Source organism: Sedimentitalea xiamensis, assembly GCF_030164465.1.
In the GTDB taxonomy this organism is placed as follows: Bacteria; Pseudomonadota; Alphaproteobacteria; order Rhodobacterales; family Rhodobacteraceae; genus Sedimentitalea; species Sedimentitalea xiamensis.
The window spans coordinates 50,812-67,141 of the sequence record NZ_JASNJE010000025.1 but is presented as its reverse complement, the minus strand read 5'-3'; the positions used below and the strand labels follow the sequence as shown (position 1 = coordinate 67,141).

Below are 16,330 nucleotides of genomic sequence, written 5' to 3'. Positions count from 1 at the left end.
GCGCGATGATCGCCCACTGCCTGTCCGTCAATGTCCGCCGGCCCAAGATCGCCTCCCGTTTTCGATCTCGAATCAAACCGGAGGCGATTTGGGAATCCCTTAAATGCAGACGCCGCCTAGGAGATTGCAAAGGACAGGAAACTCGATCTTGAGATCGTGGTCATCGATTCAAAGGATCCGCGAAAACCCTATGTTTCTGACCATTCCGTCGACATTCGGGAAATGCGTGAACTACGGAACCTTGCGGGTGTGTATAAAATCTATCGCGACGCCGACATGGTGATCGACATCGGTGGCGGGGACAGCTTTTCCGACATCTATGGCGGCAGACGGCTGTTTCGTCTGCTTGCCCTGAAATATCGCGCGATCCTTGCGCGTCGGCCCCTGGTTTTGGGCCGCAGACAATGGGGCCGTTCAAACAGAAGAAATGGGCCAGGGCGTCGATCCCGGTCATTTCACGCAGCGCCGTCGTTGCGACCCGCGATACCATGTCGACCGACTATCTGCGTGGCCTGGGGATCAGGACAGAGATCGCCGAGGCCAGCGATGTCGCGCTCAAACTGCCTTACAAAGCCCCAATGGCACCTGCGCCGAATGGTCCCAAAGAGATTGGCCTGAATGTTTCGGGTTTGCTGATGAATGGCGGATATACGGGGGCGAACCAGTTCGGCTTGGCGGCTGATTATCCAAAGCTCACACGGGATATCATTTCCGGCTTCCTCGCCCATCCGGATGACTGCGAGGTGCATCTTGTGCCGCATGTCATTTCGCATCATCGCGGGGCAGTCGAAGACGACTATCAGGCCTCTGTCGATCTGGCCGCGGAATTTGACGGCGTCGTCGTGGCACCGGCGTTCAAATCGCCATCCGAGGCCAAGAGCTACATCGCGGGGATGGATTTTTTCCTTGGGGCCCGGATGCACGCCTGTATTGCCGCGTTTTCCTCTGGCGTGCCGGTGGTGCCGATGGCCTACAGCCGCAAGTTCGCGGGCTTGTTCGGAAGCCTGGGTTACGAGCAGACTGTCGATTGCACTTCGGATAGCAACGACGCAATTCTTGCCAGCGTTTTTTCGGCCTATGAACGGCGTGACGCGCTGAAAGAGGACATGTTGCGCGCGTTGGACCTGGATCTGGCGAAACTTCAACGCTATGAAACCGCCGTCGGCGAGGTCATGGAACAGGTGGCGCGGCGCTGACGCTCAGGCCTTGACGACGTGATCGCCGGGCAGGTTCCGTCTTTCGATCGCGTTGCGTGTGTCGATGATCGGAACGCCAAGATCGATCAGCGCGGCGTAGTCGATGGCGTCGTGATCGGTCGAGATCAGGATTGCATCATGGCCGGACTCAGCCAGGGTTCTGGGGTCAATGCTCCGTTTGCCTTTCAGGTGCGGATACTCGCGCATGGCCGGAATCTCGGGGACATGGGGGTCGAGAAAGTCGACGTTCGCCCCTTCTTTCATCAGCAGGTCCATCAATCTGACCGACGGGCTTTCGCGCATGTCCGAAACGTTCTTCTTGTAGGCAATGCCGATGATCAGGATTCTCGATCTGCTGAGTCCGATCCCGGCGGACCGATCCAGCGCCCTGCGCAGACGGTCCACCACATAGTGCGGCATGGCGGAGTTTATCTCGCCCGCCAGTTCGATGAACCGGGTCGAAAGGTCGAATTCGCGCGCCTTCCACGTCAGATAAAAGGGATCAATCGGGATGCAATGGCCGCCCAGTCCCGGACCGGGGTAGAATGGCATGAAACCGAACGGCTTGGTGGCCGCCCCGTCGATGACTTCCCAGATGTCGATGCCCATGGCATCGAAAACGACTTTCAATTCGTTGACCAGCGCGATATTGACGGCGCGAAAGATGTTCTCCGTGATCTTTACCGCTTCGGCGGTTTGGGTGTTCGACACCGGAATAACGCTGTCCACCGCGATTTCGTAGAACGCTGTCATCACTTCCAGCGCATCCGCGCCATCGCCGGCAACGATCTTGGGAATCGTGGCGGTCCGATAGTTGGCGTTGCCCGGATCTTCGCGTTCCGGAGAAAATCCGACGAAGATGTCTTGCCCGCAAACCAGCCCTGATTTCTCCAGGACCGGCTTGACGATCTCGACTGTCGTGCCCGGATAAGTCGTGGATTCGAGCACGACGAGCGTATTCGCTGTGATATGAGCGGCAATCGTCTCGGTGGTCCCAATGACGAAGGACAGGTCGGGGTCCCGTGTCCTGGAGAGTGGCGTCGGGACACAGATCACGATGATGTCCATGGCCGCCAGTCGTCCGAAATCCGTGGTCCAGTCCAGGGTTCCCGCGCGGTGCAACTGCGAAATATCCTGGCTGTCGACGGCTTCGATATAGCTGTCCAAGGCATCGAGCTTGAGCATCTTGGCTGGGTCGATGTCAAATCCGGTCGTTGCCAGCCCGCGCTTGGCGCAGGTTACCGCCAGAGGCAGCCCGACATAGCCGAGACCAATGACGCCGATCCGCGCATTGCCGGAGCGCAGCTTTTCGATCAGGTCACGAGATGCTCTGGTTCTCAAGTCTGGGTTCTCGCTTTTTGGGTCCGGCCGGTTCAGGCCATAAGGCTGGACGTTGGGATCTACTGTTCGTCCGGCTGCAAGATCAGTTTGCGGAGCGCCGATGTAAACCGAGGATCCGCGAATCTGGATAATTTCGGAGGACCCGCCGAACGCGTAGCCGCCAATGCCTGATCGATCCGTGCGCCCAGTTCGGTTTCGTCACGGGCCACGAATACGCCGGGACGTGTGCTCAACTGATTGACCGTCGCAATTTGGTGGTCGTTTCGATGTTCCCCGAGGTCGAACCGGCGCGGCATGACGACGATCTGTTTTCCTGCCTCAAGTGCTGAGATGATCGTTCCCATCCCGGCATGTGAAATGATCAGCGACGCTTCGGCGAACCGCCGGTTGAATTCTGCCGGGTCGAGCCGTTCGACCCAGTCAAAATGGTTTGGCTCACAACCGGGTTTGGGCCGGGCGATCTGGCCGAAGATCTCGGCGCCGCGGCCTTTGGTCTTGCACCATGCATCGACGGCCAGAACCAAACGGTCAAATGGACCTTGCGTGCCGATTGTCAGGAATATCATATCACGGACCCCAGAAAAACCGGCCCTTCCGGGCGCTCCAGGTGTTCCCACTGGGTCAGCCAGACATCTGCGTGGTTTTTCAGCCGTTTGCCGGACAGGGACAGTTCGTCGGCATTGGCAATGCTGTCGATCCATATGGTGCGGGCACCGAACAGGCGGCCGAGCCGAACCGCGAAATACCCCGGAGCGGCACCAGTGGTTATGACCACATCGGGCCTGCTTCGCCGGAAGACAGCAACAAGTTGGAGGAGTTGTCGCAGCAACTGGAACTTGGCGTTCAGATTGGCGTCCACCACGGCATGAAATCCGGCAACTTCGTCACCCGTGTCCTTGGCATCCTGTTCAAGCACGGATTTCAGCCCGGCGTCCGTGGTCACATATGTGACTTTCAAACCCGCCCAGGACGGTCGCAGGCGCATAAGTTGAATCCAGTGCCCGCCAGCGGAAGCGACAGCCAGGACATGAAGATCGCTGCTCAAGTGAAGGCCTCGATGGTCGGGAATGCGGTCGGATCCGGTTGCTTGATGTGAAGATCAATCGGATGGAAGAACAGCCCGGATCGAAACAGAACCATGGAACGTGACCGATCCTTCCGCGACCGCTTGAAACGCTGACAGCGCCTGTTGAACGCAGTCCCGGATCGCGTTCCGGCACGGCCGAACCGAACCGGACAGGCCCCGCGGGCGGACGCATCGCTGCGCAACGTCGTTCCGGACAATCGGGCCTTCTGGGGGATACGGTGCTGAACCTGTTTCAATGCAAGCCCGTTGGATCAAAATGGAACGAACCGTGGCATCTGCGGCAGGCTCAATTCCATGAATCGCGTCAGGCGGGCGTCCGCATCTGCTTCGGATTCCTCGAAGTTTATGGGGGTGACGAAGCGGACCAGTGCGCCGTCGCTTCGGCCCATGGTAAGACTGTCCATGACAACCGTCGCCTTCGCCTTGAAATCGTTGATTATGCGCTTGTTGCGTTGTTCGAACCAGTAGTAGACCAGTTGCTTGGACAGGCCCTTCTGGATGACCGCCCGGTTCAGTTCGAACACCCCGTAGCCGGCATCGGTCATATCGACCTTATGGGGTTCGAGGCTGAAGACCTCCCATCCCCCAACCGGCAGACAGATTTCCGGCGAATGAATCCCGCTGCCTTCGGTTTGCTTGTCGTAATAGGCAACGAAAACGTTGACGGTCTCGATGACACCGGGTTTCACATAGGTGGCATTTAGATAGTCGGTGGCCCCAAGGACCGCCTCGATGTCGGCGTCGAGCCTGTGGGTCGAACCCGACCACTGTTCGATTCTCGACGGGAACAAGGCAAAAGGCTCGCGATCCATTTTCTGTGTTTCGGGATCTCCGGCCCAGAGCCAGGCGGCCGACACCGCCCCAGTGACTGCAACGCCGGCTGCCATCGCAACCGAGGGGTGGATGGTCAGAATGCGCGCGAAAATCTTTCCGAACCCTTCAAAATCCAGATCGATCACCTCCCGCAGGGGCATCGGGTTCGGCGTCAGCCTCTGCAGGGTAATGGCCATGATGAAAAGAATGCCGATACAGGACAGGAAGATGACCCAGCCTTCGAAAAAATGCAGGAATCCTTCGGCCTGTTCGATGCCGTATCTGTCCACGAGAATACCGATGATGCCGATGCGGACCGAGTTCATGAACACGGTCAACGGCGCCGCGGATAGCAACAAGACAGCTTTGTGCCACATCGGCCCGCGATACAGGATGGCGAACAGATAGGAAAAGGACAGGATCGGGAAGAGATACCGCAGCCCGGAACAGGCTTCGGCCACCTGAAGCTTGTAGACTCCCAGGTCGATCACGTTGCCTTCGAGATAGACGGAAACACCTGCCAAGCTGACAAACCAGACACCGATTTCCGAAGAGACGCCCTGCAGGAAAATCGTCAGCTTCCAATAAATAAACTGCGGCAAAGGCAGCATGAAAACCAGGTGAACCACGCCCAATTGATGCGTGATACCGCGTTTCCACCCAAAGATCGTCAGAACCACTCCGCCGACCCAGATGATCATCGCGTAGGTGACGATGTCCGGGATGCGGGTCAGGTTTCCGAGAACCGCTATCAGCAGCGCAAAGACAATGACCAGAACGCCCGGCCACCTGTCCGTCACATTCGGATCCGGGAGCGCGGCCTGACGCAGTTCCCTGAGGAACAGATACAGTGAAATCAATGGGATGAGAGGGCCGTGACTGTATTCCGGTGTCGACCATGCCGCGGCGAGGGAAACGAAACCGATCCAGAAGATCGGAACCGAAGCCGCCAAAAGCAGCACGAACAAGGTCAGTCCCGTTGCATTGAATGCCGGGAGGGCCGCAGTGGGGGTCTTGTACGTGTCTTCGATCGACATGTCTGGTCCTTCAGGTCAGGTGCCCCGGATCGCGGCAGTCGGTTGTATCCGGCAGTTCGATATCCATGAAATGGATGAACGGTCAGTCATTTGCCGGCGCCGCGCCTCCCAGGCGTGCGATCTCCGCTGCTACTTCGTCCGCGAATTCCGGCGGGTTGGCCTGATCGATCATGTCTGCGACCTTGTTGAACTGGGCCAGGGCTTCCTTGTTCCGCGCCAGGGCGGCGAGATTGACCGCCAGGTGATACTGAACCGTTACATCGTTGGGCAGGCCGAGCGCCGCAGCGGTCAGGTAGTCCAGAGCCGACTCATGGCTGCCGCGCCGGAACAGGATCCAGCCGAATGTGTCCTGAAACGCGGGAACCTCGCTGTCCCGCAATCTGCGGGAAACAGTGTAGGCCCGTTGCAGGCTTTCAGCATCCGTTCGGTGGGTCGCCAAGAGACTGGCGAGATTGTTGGCGATCACAAGGGAGTTGGAGTTTCGCGTGTACATGTCTTCGTATATGGCGATAGCGCCTTCCACGTCGCCATCCCGTTCCAGTTCGCCGGCCTTCGCCCAAAGCAGGGTGGCGTTTTCGGGCAGGGCTTTCAGGCTTTCCTTCAGTACGTCGCGCGCGCCTTGGATATCACCGCTTTGCAGCTTGAGACGGTAATAGGCGATCCAGACATTCGACCGGTTCGGATCTTCGGAGATCAGATCGCGAAAGATGGCTTCGGCTTCATCGGGTTTGTTCAGATCGGTCAAGAAACCCGCCTTTATGAAGCGCAGGGCGGGATCGTCTGGAGATTCCGCCAGCAGCTCGTCCAGATAGGCGTTCGCGGCTTCCGGTCCGTCATTCGCAAGCCGGGTGCGGAGCAGTGCGATTTCCGCGTTCCTGCCCATGGTCGGGTCGTCAGTCATCCCTTCCAGCATGGCGGCAAGGTCTTCGCCGCGGTCCTGTTGCGCCAGCTTTCTTGTCGTCAAAGCCGCCGCCTGCGCCGCCGCTTCGGGGCCCTGAAGCTTGTTCAGCGCGTCAATGACGCTTTCGGTTCTGCCCCAATCTTCCATCTGGGCGTAGATGTTGCCCAACATGCTCAGCAGGGCGACATTCTGCGGGTTGAGCCGCAAAGAATCGATCAGGACGCCTTCGGCGGCCACCAGTTTTTCATCCGCCACCAAGGCACTGGCATAGCGCATGGAATCGGCAGGCGCGTTGCCCGAAGCCTGTGCCGCCAGGGACAGCATCTCGACCCTGAGGTCCTTGTTTCCCTCGCGTTCGTAGGCCTTGGCCATCAGGGCCATCAGCTCGGAATCTTCCGGGGACTGGTTCAGCGCGGCCCGCAGCATTACGATTGCATCACCGGTCTCGTCATCTTCGATCAGCCAGTTGGCCTTGAGCTTGATTGCATCAGGCTGGGAGCCGTCTTCGGCGAGAACCTGTTCGATCAGGGCGCGCGCGCCAACGGCATTCTTGTCCCTGAAAAGCATTCTGGCCAGGTCCACTTCGAAAGCGCGTGTTTCTGCGTTCCGCTCGGCGCCCTTGGTCAAACCTTCCATCTCTTCGATGGCAATCTCAGTATTGCCGAGTTCGAAGTTGAGCTTTGCCCGCATGGCCCGGAACCGCGCGAGATCGTCGCCGCCGGCCTGGATCTGGTTGTCGACTTCTTCGAGCGCGGCTTCGCGGCCGCGCACCTGTTCGAGAAAACCGATCAGAAGAGCCTTGTCTTCCGTTTTCGCATCGTCGCGGCGGGCTTCTTCCCGCAGGAACTCTTCGGCTTCGTCTATCTCGCCCTGGGCGACGAAAACGCGAACTAGGGCCTGCTTGTAATCCCGGCGCTCTTCCGGAAATTGTTCCATCAAGTCGCGCAATTGCTTCTGCACGGCGTCGAAGTCGCCGGTTTGCTGCAAGATGCCCAGGCGCAGGCGATGGAGTTCCCGGTTCGCTGGATCGGCGGCCAGACCTTCGTCGATCACGTCGAGCGCGGCATACCAGTCCTGTTTTCTGAGCAGGTCATCCAGCAGTATCTCGCGCGCACTGGTCAGGCCTTTGTCTTGCTCAACCAGAGCTTGCGCCTTGATAATGGCCGCTTCCTGCGCCGGTTCATCCTTGTCCCTTACGGCATGGAAATAGTTGACCGCATTGTCGATGGACTGGATCAGAACGTCATCCGGGTCCAGTTCGATGGCTTTGGACACATGCCGTTCCGCCTCGTCCCAGTCGCGCGCCTGAACGGCCATTTCCGCAAGCGCGCGGCGACCTTCAAGATTGTCCGGGTATTGTTCGACCAGCCGGAGATACTGCCCGTAGGCTTCCTGGGACTGACCGCGTTCGCGCTGGACGCGCGCATAGGTGGCGCGTGCGCCTTCATGTTCCCCGTTCAGCTTGAACACGTTCCGGAATTCGACCAGGGCGCGATCGATCTCGCCTTCTTCCAGGAGCTGCAATCCGGTCTGGTAATGATTTTCCGCGCGCTCTTCCGCAGTATCGCAGGCTGCGGTCAGGCCGAGCCCGACGACAAGAACGATTGCGAGCGATATTCGCCCGAGTTGCGATTGCAAACGGTTCACTGGACTACTCTCCACCATGCCGATCCCATACATTTTGCCGCTACAGCAGGATCAGTAGCCTGTCCCGCGGAATACGACAACAAACGTTTTGGCTATGATCAGGCAATCACTAGCCAGAGAAAGGTTGTGAAAGTATTGATCGTCATACTGCGCGCGTGCCGTAAACGCGGTGTCATTGCGGTCCGTCACCTGCCACAGGCCGGAAATGCCCGGACGCATGCTGTAGTAGGAACTGCCGGGGTAGAGTTTTGTTTGCCCTACCATCATCGGGCGTGGTCCGATCAGCGACATGTCCCCGATCAATACATTGAGAATCTGAGGCAATTCGTCCAATGAACACTTGCGCATCAGGGCGCCGAACCGGGTGACGCGAGGGTCGTGGCGCAATTTCTGGCTGTGATCCCATTCGGCGCGCGCTTCCGGGTTCGCATCCAGATGCGCCTCCAGAATGTGATCCGCGTTGGGAACCATGCTCCGGAACTTGAACATCCTGAAGATTCGCCCGCCGCGCCCGACTCGATTCTGCACATACACCGGCGAGTGCCCGTCGAGAGCCACGATGAAGGCGGTCAGAGCCAAAAGCGGCAAGGTGATGGGAGCCGTCAGCAGGACAACAAGCAGGTCGAGCGCCCGTTTCCCGATACCGGCGTAGCCGCTTTGCCTGCCCAGACTATGGGTCGAAACAATATCTGAAACTGACACGGCCTCGAGCCGCGTCGGATCGTTAATCTGAAAAGTCATATTCCACTTGCTCACTCACACAAAGACACATCTTAGAAAACTACGCAGCTCTCAAACGGCTGCTCTGTCACGGCCCGACACGCGGCATAATTACTCATAAATTGTAAACAAACAACCGTTTTCTTAACCTCGTGACTGTGTCGAGAACCATTAAGGCTTTGAAAAATTTGATGTTTGCGGATTTCGCGGGCGAACGGGGTTAAGATGTGAGGCTCTGAGGCTCATTGTCACGAAGACCCACGGCTCAGTCTTTGGGAGGTGATCCCGCAAGGGAATCGACAGGCGATCCCGCCGGGAAAGCGTCTTCGCGCCAGGATTGCGAGGTTCTTCGGCGGATGCGGCGCAGGCCCCGGCCGTCTTGGCCAGGTCTTCAACAATGGAGTCGAGGTCGGACCGCAGCGGCATTGGAAAGCCGGGTTCGGAGGGGGATGATCGTCTGTTTCCGGCCGGCGGGCGACCCTGCGGCGAACGCGCGACGTTGCAAAATGCGGCTATCCTGGCGATCTTCCCCTTGTAAACGGACGAAAATCAATAGATTTAAAGCGCTGCTGAGGCGGTTCTACATGTGTCATCAGCTATTATATGATTATCAACTGGTTTTCTGGTATCTGACGCGGCATGACACAGTCATCATTCTATCTGGACTATTTCGGTCTGAATGAACGGCCGTTCACCTTGGTGCCGGATCCCGAGTTCCTGTATTGGTCTCCGCAGCATCGGCGTGCCTATGCCGTTCTTGAATTCGGGGTGCTGTCACGCGCGCCGATAACATTGCTGACGGGCGAGATCGGGTCCGGCAAGACCACCTTGCTGCAGAATCTTCTGGCCCAGATCGACGAGGACGTGACGATCGGCCTCGTGTCCAACGCACAGGGAAACCGGGGCGAGTTGCTGCAATGGGTTCTGAATGCCCTGGATGTTCCCATCGATGCCGATGCCACCTACGTTCAGGGCTTTCAGAAACTACAGGATTTCCTGATCACGGAATATGCGCAAGGACGGCGGGTCGTTCTCGTCTTTGACGAAGCGCAGAACATTTCGCGCGAAGGGCTGGAAGAACTCCGGATGCTCACCAATATCAATTCCAATAAGGACGAGCTGGTGCAGTTGATACTCGTCGGGCAGCCGGAGCTGCGGGACATGGTTCGCCACCCCAGCATGAGCCAGATCGCACAACGGGTCTCTGCGAGCTTTCATCTGAACCGCATGGACCTGGAAACCACGCAGGGCTACATCGGGCACAGAATGAAACTGGCCGGCGGAACGGGGGAAGAGTTTACTCCGGAAGCATGCCATCTGATCCACGACGTAACGGGCGGCGTTCCCCGTCTGGTCAATCAGATTTGCGACTTCGCGCTCCTCTATTGCTGGTCCGAGGAATCCGGCAAAACGGTAACCGCCTGCATGGTTCAATCCGTGGTCGACGACGGAGTTTTCTTCTATCAGCAGAGAATCGAGAAGGAGGCGCAAGCCTAGATGCCCAACGTCGGTTATTACCTGTCCCTGTTCATTCGGCGGCTGCCGGCATTCCTGCTGGTCGCGGCAAGCGTCGCGACGGTTTCCATCGTCGTCGCCTTCACCCTGCCGCCAGCCTATGAATCCCGGATGGTCCTGATCGTCGAGGCGCCGCAGATCCCGGATGCCCTCGCCCCGAGCACGGTGAGAATGCCGGGGCCGCAGCGGCTGCAGATCATAGAGCAAAGGCTTCTGACACGCGCGAATCTGCTGGATATCGCGCGCCGCCTTGACGTGTTGGAAGACCAGAGCAAAATGAACCCCGATGAAATCGTGCTTGGCATGCAGGCCAGGACAAGGGTCGAATCGACGCGCAGAACGACCGAAGCCAGTATCATGACCGTGACCTTCGAGGCGCGGACGCCGCGGCTGGCCGCCGGTGTCCTGAACGAATACCTGACGCTGATCCAGGCGGACGATGCGACGTTCCGCAAGGGCAGGGCCGGCCAGACGCTCGACTTCTTCGAGCAGGAGGTCGCCCGCCTGAACGCCGAACTGGAAGAACGCGCCGGGCTTATTCTGGAATTCAAGAATGCCAACGCCGGGGCCTTGCCGGATACGCTGGCATTCCGCCAGCAGCAGCAGGCGGAGCGCCAGCTGCGGCTGGAAGAGGTCGGACGCGAGATTTTCTCGCTCAAGTCCCAGCGGCAGCAGTTGATGGCGATGTTCGAAGCCACGGGCGGCGTGGGAGGAAGCCTGAGTCCCGCCCAGCAGGATCTGGCCGACGCAGAGAAGGAACTGGAAAACGCCCTCATCGTCTATTCGCCGAACAATCCGCGCGTGAAGGTGCTGCAGGGGCGCGTCGACCAGTTGCGGCAAATTGCTGAAGCGGAAGTGCCGCAAGAGAATGATGAGCCGCAGACAGGCACCGGAAACCTCGCCTTGGACTTTCAACTGGCGGGTATAGATAACCGGATCATCGCGCTGGAACGCCAGGAAGAGAAGCTGACGCAGGAGGTGGAACGGCTGGAAGAGGGCATTCTCAAGACGGCGAACAACGCGAATATTCTCGAAGATCTGCAGCGCGATTACGACAACACGCTGAGCCAGTACATGCCTGCGGTGCAGCGCCTCGCGGACGCGGATACCGGCGAACGGATCGAGCTGCTGTCGCGGGGCGAACGCATTTCGGTCATCGAACAGCCTGCGGTGCCAAGCGAGCCTACGAAACCCAATCGTATCATGATCGCGGGGGGCGGGACTGCGCTCGGCATCGGTCTCGGGGCCGCCCTCGTTTTCCTCATGGTTTTTTCGAGCGGAGCGCCCAGGCGTCCCGAGGATCTGATCAAGAAGCTCGATGTCTGGCCCATCGCGACGCTTCCCTATATTCGGACCCGGCGAGAAATGATCATCCAGCGCGGTATCAAGATCGCCATGATCGTCGTGATCCTGGTCGGCGTGCCGGTGGTGGTGTGGCTCGTCCACACATACTATCAGCCGCTGGATCTGATCGCCGATCGTGTCATGAACAAACTGGGCGTAAGATGGTGACAGACGTGATGAGAAACAGAAATCTTGTGAGGGCGCGGTGACCGATCGGCTGCAACAGGCAATCAGGAAAGCCCGGTCCGAACGGCTTGGCCGGCAAATGGTGTCCGCAGGAGAAGCGCCTGGCACGGTTCCGGAACGGGTGAAGAACGCGGCCCCCGTTCCCGGAAAGGTTCAGGCGGCGTGGAGCGCGCTTCCGCCCTTGACGGTCGATCCGAAAGCAGTGGTGCGCAACCGTCTGGTGGCGCAATCCAGCGGCGAAACCGCGATTCCCTTCGACATGCTTCGCACGAAAGTCCTGCAACAGGCCAAGAAGAACAACTGGCGCAGGATTGCCCTGGTATCTCCCCGCAGCGGATGCGGAAAGTCCACGATCGCGGCCAATCTCGGGTTCAGTTTCAGCCGGATGAACGAAATGCGCACCATTGTCATGGATTTCGATCTGCGCCGCATGGGGCTGGGACGGGTCCTGGGTCAGAAGCGCGAGAAAGGCATGCCCGATGTCCTGCGGCGCGAGGTCAGCTTTGCGGAGGCAGCGGTCTGTCTCAACGGAAATGTCGCATTCGGCCTCAATGCCCGGTCCGGTCAGAACCCTTCGGAAATTCTGCAAAGCCAGCAAACGGCCCAGGTTCTGGACGAGATCGAAGCCACCTATCAACCGAACGTGATGATCTTTGACATGCCGCCGCTCATGGCGAACGACGACAGCCACGGCTTCTTGCGGTCGGTGGACTGCGCCTTGCTGATCGTCGTCGCAGAACAAACCCCGATGGACCAGATCGACGTTGCCGAGCGGACTTTGGCGGAACTGACGAACGTCATGGGGATCGTCCTGAACCGATGCCGATACACCACCGGCGCGCATGGATATGAAAACGAATACTATTGAATCCCGTTTGGCGGCTGCGGTCATCATTCCGCATTACAACGATGTGACCCGGCTTGGCCGGTGTCTCGAGGAACTGACCCGCAACGACCTGGCCGACGTGGACGTCCTGATTGTCGACAACGGATCGACGGTGCCCTTGAATGGAATCCAGGCAAGGTTTCCGGATTTCCGCTTTGTCACCGAACCGGAAAAGGGGGCGGCGGCGGCGCGCAACCGCGGGATAGCGGAAACCGCAGCACCCCTGTTGCTGTTCATCGACGCGGATTGCGTTCCCGATCAGGACTGGGTCAGCGTGGCCCGCGAAATCGCACCGAAAGCGGATCTGACCGGCGGGCGGGTGTCGGTGTTCGACGAAACCCCGCCCCCCCGCAGCGGGGCGGAAGCCTTCGAAGCCGTTTTCGCCTTTGACTTCAAGACCTATGTCGAAAAGGGCGGGTTTTCCGGTGCCGGAAACCTGGTGACGCGCCGCGATGTGTTCGACGCGATCGGAGGATTCACGAACGGTGTATCCGAAGATCGGGAATGGACAATGCGGGCGGTGGCGCGCGGCTACAGCCTTGCCTACGAGGATCGGTTGCGGGTCAGTCATCCGTCACGACAGGATTGGCCCGCGCTACGCCAGAAGTGGCGCCGGATGACAAACGAGATGTATCAGTTGAACGGGACCGATTTCCGGGCCAGGGCGCGCTGGATCGCAAAAGCGCTCGCCATGCCGATCAGTGCCGTCGTGCATGTTCCCAAGGTGTTGCGGAGCGGGCGGCTGAACGGTCCCGGCGAACATCTGCGCGCGATCGGAACCCTGTTCCGGATCAGATTGCTCCGGATGGTCTGGATGCTGAAGCAGGCTGCCGGCTTGAGCATCTGACTGGCGATGAATCCGGTCAAGCACCCGGAAATGAAAAGGGGCCCGAAGGCCCCAAATCAAAGTCTCATGTCCTGAATTCAGGCTGCCTTGCGGCGGCGGCGGGCAATGCCCAAACCCCCCAGCGCTGTCAGCAGCAGGATACCCGCCGCCGGAACCGGGACCGGCGCGATATAACGCGCATTCCCGTCGATCTGGGAAGGGCTTGTGGTTTGCAGGTTGATCACATGCGTGATGGAATAGATGGTCGCGTTCACATTCCCGCCTGTGTTTTTCGACGTCGACTCGTTCAACGACGTAAGGTCGGAGAGCAGGATATCCTTGTCGAATTCCTGGGCGCCCGCTCCGATAGCGGCATAGGAAGTAACGTGGCCCAGACCTTCCAGCGTATTGAGCGTCTGAGTCAGGGATGCCGCCATCTGTCCGGGCTGAGTCACGGTGTTGTCGAACACATGCGAAACCTCAAGCGTGATGTTGCCCGCGGCTTCCGTCAGGAAGGCAGCGGAAAGCGACGCATTCAGGCGGTCCTTGGCGTTGGGCCCCGGATCACCGACAGAGGTTTCTGTCGCCAGCACCAAGGTCACATTAAACCCGCCGAACGCACCGATAAAGCTCTCGATCCCGTTGTTATCCCCGTCGGATTGAGTAATCGTCCCGCCGCCGTTGATGTTGTCCGTCAGCTTGAACGTCAGGGCGTTGGCGCCAAAGGCGGCGACGGAAAACGCCGCCGTCGCAGCGACCATCGCAAATTTCTTCATATTCATCATGATATAATCCTACTGTTACCTTGTTTCACCGCGAACTCCGAATCCACATTTGCGAGTCCTCAATCGAAACGATACCCGGAAACGAGAAATTTTCAAGTGTTTGTTCATAGTTTGTAAAGAATTACCCCGGATGATACAGGTTTCGGACGGGTGTTTGGCGAACGGTTTCCGGCTGCATTCGGGATTGCTCAGAAAACGTGCACAATCGGTCCGGGCGGTTCATCCAGCAGGTGAATCGTGGCGCGGAACAATCAACGTTGCGGCGAGCCAGCCGGTCAGAAAGCCGCCCAGATGCGCCTCCCATGCCAGTTGCCCATCCTGCGCCGCCCACATCAGGGCATTCAGGACGATCAGGCCAAGAACGTCGAGGATCAGCGCCCTGCGGCTGACGCCCTGAGCGGAATTGAAGAACCAGTCCTGCCATTTCCAGGCCCCGACCAGCCCGAACAGGGCACCGGACGCACCCACCATGGGCTGCGCACTGTCCGAAAGAAGGGCGAAGCCGATCCCGCCGCCGATTCCGGAAACTACATAGAGAAACAGGAACCAGCCCTGTCCGACCCGCACAACGAGTATGCGCGCGACCAGGTAGAGGACGACCATGTTGCCAAAAAGATGCGTGATGCTGGCGTGCAGGAACTGGTAGGTCAGGAACATCGTCCAGGGCTGCGCCGGATAGTTGGGCCGCCAGTTGTCCAGCAACCCGGTCCAGAAGGCACCGTTCTGATAGGCGAGCGCGCGCAGTCTCGGGGTTCCGATCATCCCGTGGTCCGCGGCCCATAGGGCCAGTTCCACGCCGCAGGTCAGAAGTATGACGATCGCCACGACCGGCGCTGGCCGCCAACTCCGTTCAGGCTGGGCCTCGGGGCGAATCGTGTTCTGGTCCTGCCTGTCCATCGCATTTGTTTGCCGCGCGGTCGCACAAACAACAAGGGGTTGGATTGAAAAGCGAAAGACGGAAATGCTGTCCCGGCTTGTTCCGCCCCGCAGAGATGTGGCAAGTCAGAAACGGCGATGAAGAGGGCAGGGGCGAATATGACCGGGGGCGGGCAAGATCAAGGGCATCCCGACCTATTCCAGCCCGGCGCTGTCCAGGGTGGCGCGCGGCGCATAGTGCGCTGGATGCGGCGGCTGCGCCCTGGTCGCTCCGGAAAGGATTGCGATGTCGGTGCAGCCGCCGGGGTATCTGCGACCGGTGCAATCCGGCCCTCTGAACGATGCCGAAGAGAACCGGATCGCCTCGATCTGCCCCGGATTGGGACAGAGCGCGGCCGCGGGCGAGGGCGAGGATCATCCGATGTGGGGGGCCTTTGTTGCTATGCGAACGGGCCACGCGACGGACGCGGGCCTGCGTTTCGCTGCGTCCTCGGGTGGGGCCTTGTCGGCCATTTTGACAAGCCTTCTGGACAGTGGGCGGATTGATGCGGTTCTGCACACCGGGGCTGATCCGGGCTTGCCGATCGGAAATGTCGCGGTCCTGTCCCGGACCGTATCCGGGATCAGGGCCGGAGCGGGATCGAGATACGCGCCATCCGCGCCGATGGAAGCGCTCGCGCCGCACCTGGACTCGGAAACCCGGTTCGTCTTTGTGGGAAAACCTTGCGACGTGGCCGCGCTGCGCACTTTGTCCAAGCTGGATGATCGCGTGGCGGAACGCGTCCCGGAGACGGCGGCTTTTCGATACCGTGGTCACGGATGGCCGGGCGCGGCGACTGCGACCCTTTCGGACGGTTCGACCCGGTCAGTCGAACCGCCGAAAGTCGCTTCTGGCGCGGCTGGCCGGTTTGGCGCTGTGCGGTCTCCCGATCCCGCGGTATTCGGGTTTGCATATTTTGCAGGTCGCGCGGCAAAACAGTGTGAAAAGCAACGCGATCAATTTCCTTGGCATGGTGCGCCGGGTCGTGCAGGGCAGGATTGGCTGATGTGATCGGGGCAGGGGGCAAATTTCCGAGCGGCGGAGGATCGTGGCGGCGTTGCGCAACCATCGCCGCAGCCTTGACGCTGTTGCCCCTTTCCGTTTGGGCCAGGGAGTTGACGATCGGGGAG

14 protein-coding genes are annotated in these 16,330 nt (G+C 59.4%); 6 read left to right on the top strand and 8 right to left on the bottom strand.

Features of this window, described 5'->3' with window-relative positions:
* Nucleotides 1-404 precede the first annotated feature (404 nt).
* On the top strand, nt 405-1,196 hold the full coding sequence (locus QO034_RS17275) for a polysaccharide pyruvyl transferase family protein (RefSeq protein WP_284486778.1): 792 nt from the start codon (nt 405-407) through the stop codon (nt 1,194-1,196).
* Nucleotides 1,197-1,199: 3 nt separating this feature from the next.
* On the opposite strand, the gene QO034_RS17270 is transcribed toward QO034_RS17275, so the two are convergent.
* The 6 genes from QO034_RS17270 to QO034_RS17245 all read right to left on the bottom strand — a co-directional run bounded on the left by QO034_RS17270 (nt 1,200) and on the right by QO034_RS17245 (nt 8,763).
* On the bottom strand, nt 1,200-2,537 hold the full coding sequence (locus QO034_RS17270; protein ID WP_284486777.1) for a nucleotide sugar dehydrogenase: 1,338 nt from the start codon (nt 2,535-2,537) through the stop codon (nt 1,200-1,202).
* A gap of 59 nt (nt 2,538-2,596) precedes the next feature.
* Entirely contained in the window at nt 2,597-3,103 is a 507-nt protein-coding gene (locus tag QO034_RS17265; RefSeq protein WP_284486776.1) for a glycosyltransferase, read from the bottom strand.
* Nucleotides 3,100-3,522 (bottom strand): glycosyltransferase family protein, encoded by a 423-nt coding sequence (locus tag QO034_RS17260; RefSeq protein WP_284486775.1) that lies wholly within the window; start codon nt 3,520-3,522, stop codon nt 3,100-3,102. Before QO034_RS17260 ends, QO034_RS17265 begins: the two co-directional genes overlap by 4 nt.
* 353 nt (nt 3,523-3,875) lie before the next feature.
* Nucleotides 3,876-5,474, bottom strand: coding sequence for a VPLPA-CTERM-specific exosortase XrtD (xrtD, locus tag QO034_RS17255; RefSeq protein ID WP_284486774.1), 1,599 nt, complete (start codon nt 5,472-5,474; stop codon nt 3,876-3,878).
* 82 nt (nt 5,475-5,556) lie between these two features.
* Nucleotides 5,557-8,022, bottom strand: a complete 2,466-nt coding sequence (locus tag QO034_RS17250) for a tetratricopeptide repeat protein (protein ID WP_284486773.1) — start codon at nt 8,020-8,022, stop codon at nt 5,557-5,559.
* 51 nt (nt 8,023-8,073) lie between these two features.
* A complete protein-coding gene (locus tag QO034_RS17245; protein WP_284486772.1) occupies nt 8,074-8,763 on the bottom strand; it encodes a sugar transferase in 690 nt (229 codons plus the stop codon).
* 618 nt (nt 8,764-9,381) lie between these two features.
* Here QO034_RS17245 and QO034_RS17240 point away from each other — a divergent pair.
* The 4 genes from QO034_RS17240 to QO034_RS17225 are packed head-to-tail and all read left to right on the top strand — an operon-like array spanning nt 9,382 to nt 13,520.
* On the top strand, nt 9,382-10,239 hold the full coding sequence (locus QO034_RS17240) for an ExeA family protein (protein WP_284486771.1): 858 nt from the start codon (nt 9,382-9,384) through the stop codon (nt 10,237-10,239).
* Nucleotides 10,240-11,769 (top strand): GumC family protein, encoded by a 1,530-nt coding sequence (locus tag QO034_RS17235; protein ID WP_284486770.1) that lies wholly within the window; start codon nt 10,240-10,242, stop codon nt 11,767-11,769.
* A gap of 37 nt (nt 11,770-11,806) precedes the next feature.
* On the top strand, nt 11,807-12,655 hold the full coding sequence (locus QO034_RS17230; RefSeq protein WP_284486769.1) for a CpsD/CapB family tyrosine-protein kinase: 849 nt from the start codon (nt 11,807-11,809) through the stop codon (nt 12,653-12,655).
* Complete coding sequence (locus QO034_RS17225; RefSeq protein ID WP_284486768.1) at nt 12,636-13,520, top strand: glycosyltransferase family 2 protein; 885 nt, start codon at nt 12,636-12,638, stop codon at nt 13,518-13,520. The genes QO034_RS17230 and QO034_RS17225 overlap by 20 nt, the downstream gene beginning before the upstream one ends.
* Nucleotides 13,521-13,597: 77 nt before the next feature.
* Here QO034_RS17225 and QO034_RS17220 read toward each other — a convergent pair whose 3' ends face one another.
* The gene (locus QO034_RS17220) at nt 13,598-14,284 is read right to left on the bottom strand and encodes a VPLPA-CTERM sorting domain-containing protein (protein ID WP_284486767.1); all 687 of its coding nucleotides are present in this window, start codon (nt 14,282-14,284) and stop codon (nt 13,598-13,600) included.
* Between the two features lie 219 nt (nt 14,285-14,503).
* Nucleotides 14,504-15,181, bottom strand: coding sequence for a rhomboid family intramembrane serine protease (locus tag QO034_RS17215; RefSeq protein WP_284486766.1), 678 nt, complete (start codon nt 15,179-15,181; stop codon nt 14,504-14,506).
* Between the two features lie 265 nt (nt 15,182-15,446).
* Here QO034_RS17215 and QO034_RS23380 point away from each other — a divergent pair, with 265 nt between their 5' ends.
* Nucleotides 15,447-16,211, top strand: a complete 765-nt coding sequence (locus tag QO034_RS23380) for a coenzyme F420 hydrogenase/dehydrogenase beta subunit N-terminal domain-containing protein (RefSeq protein WP_407696781.1) — start codon at nt 15,447-15,449, stop codon at nt 16,209-16,211.
* Nucleotides 16,212-16,330 lie beyond the last annotated feature (119 nt).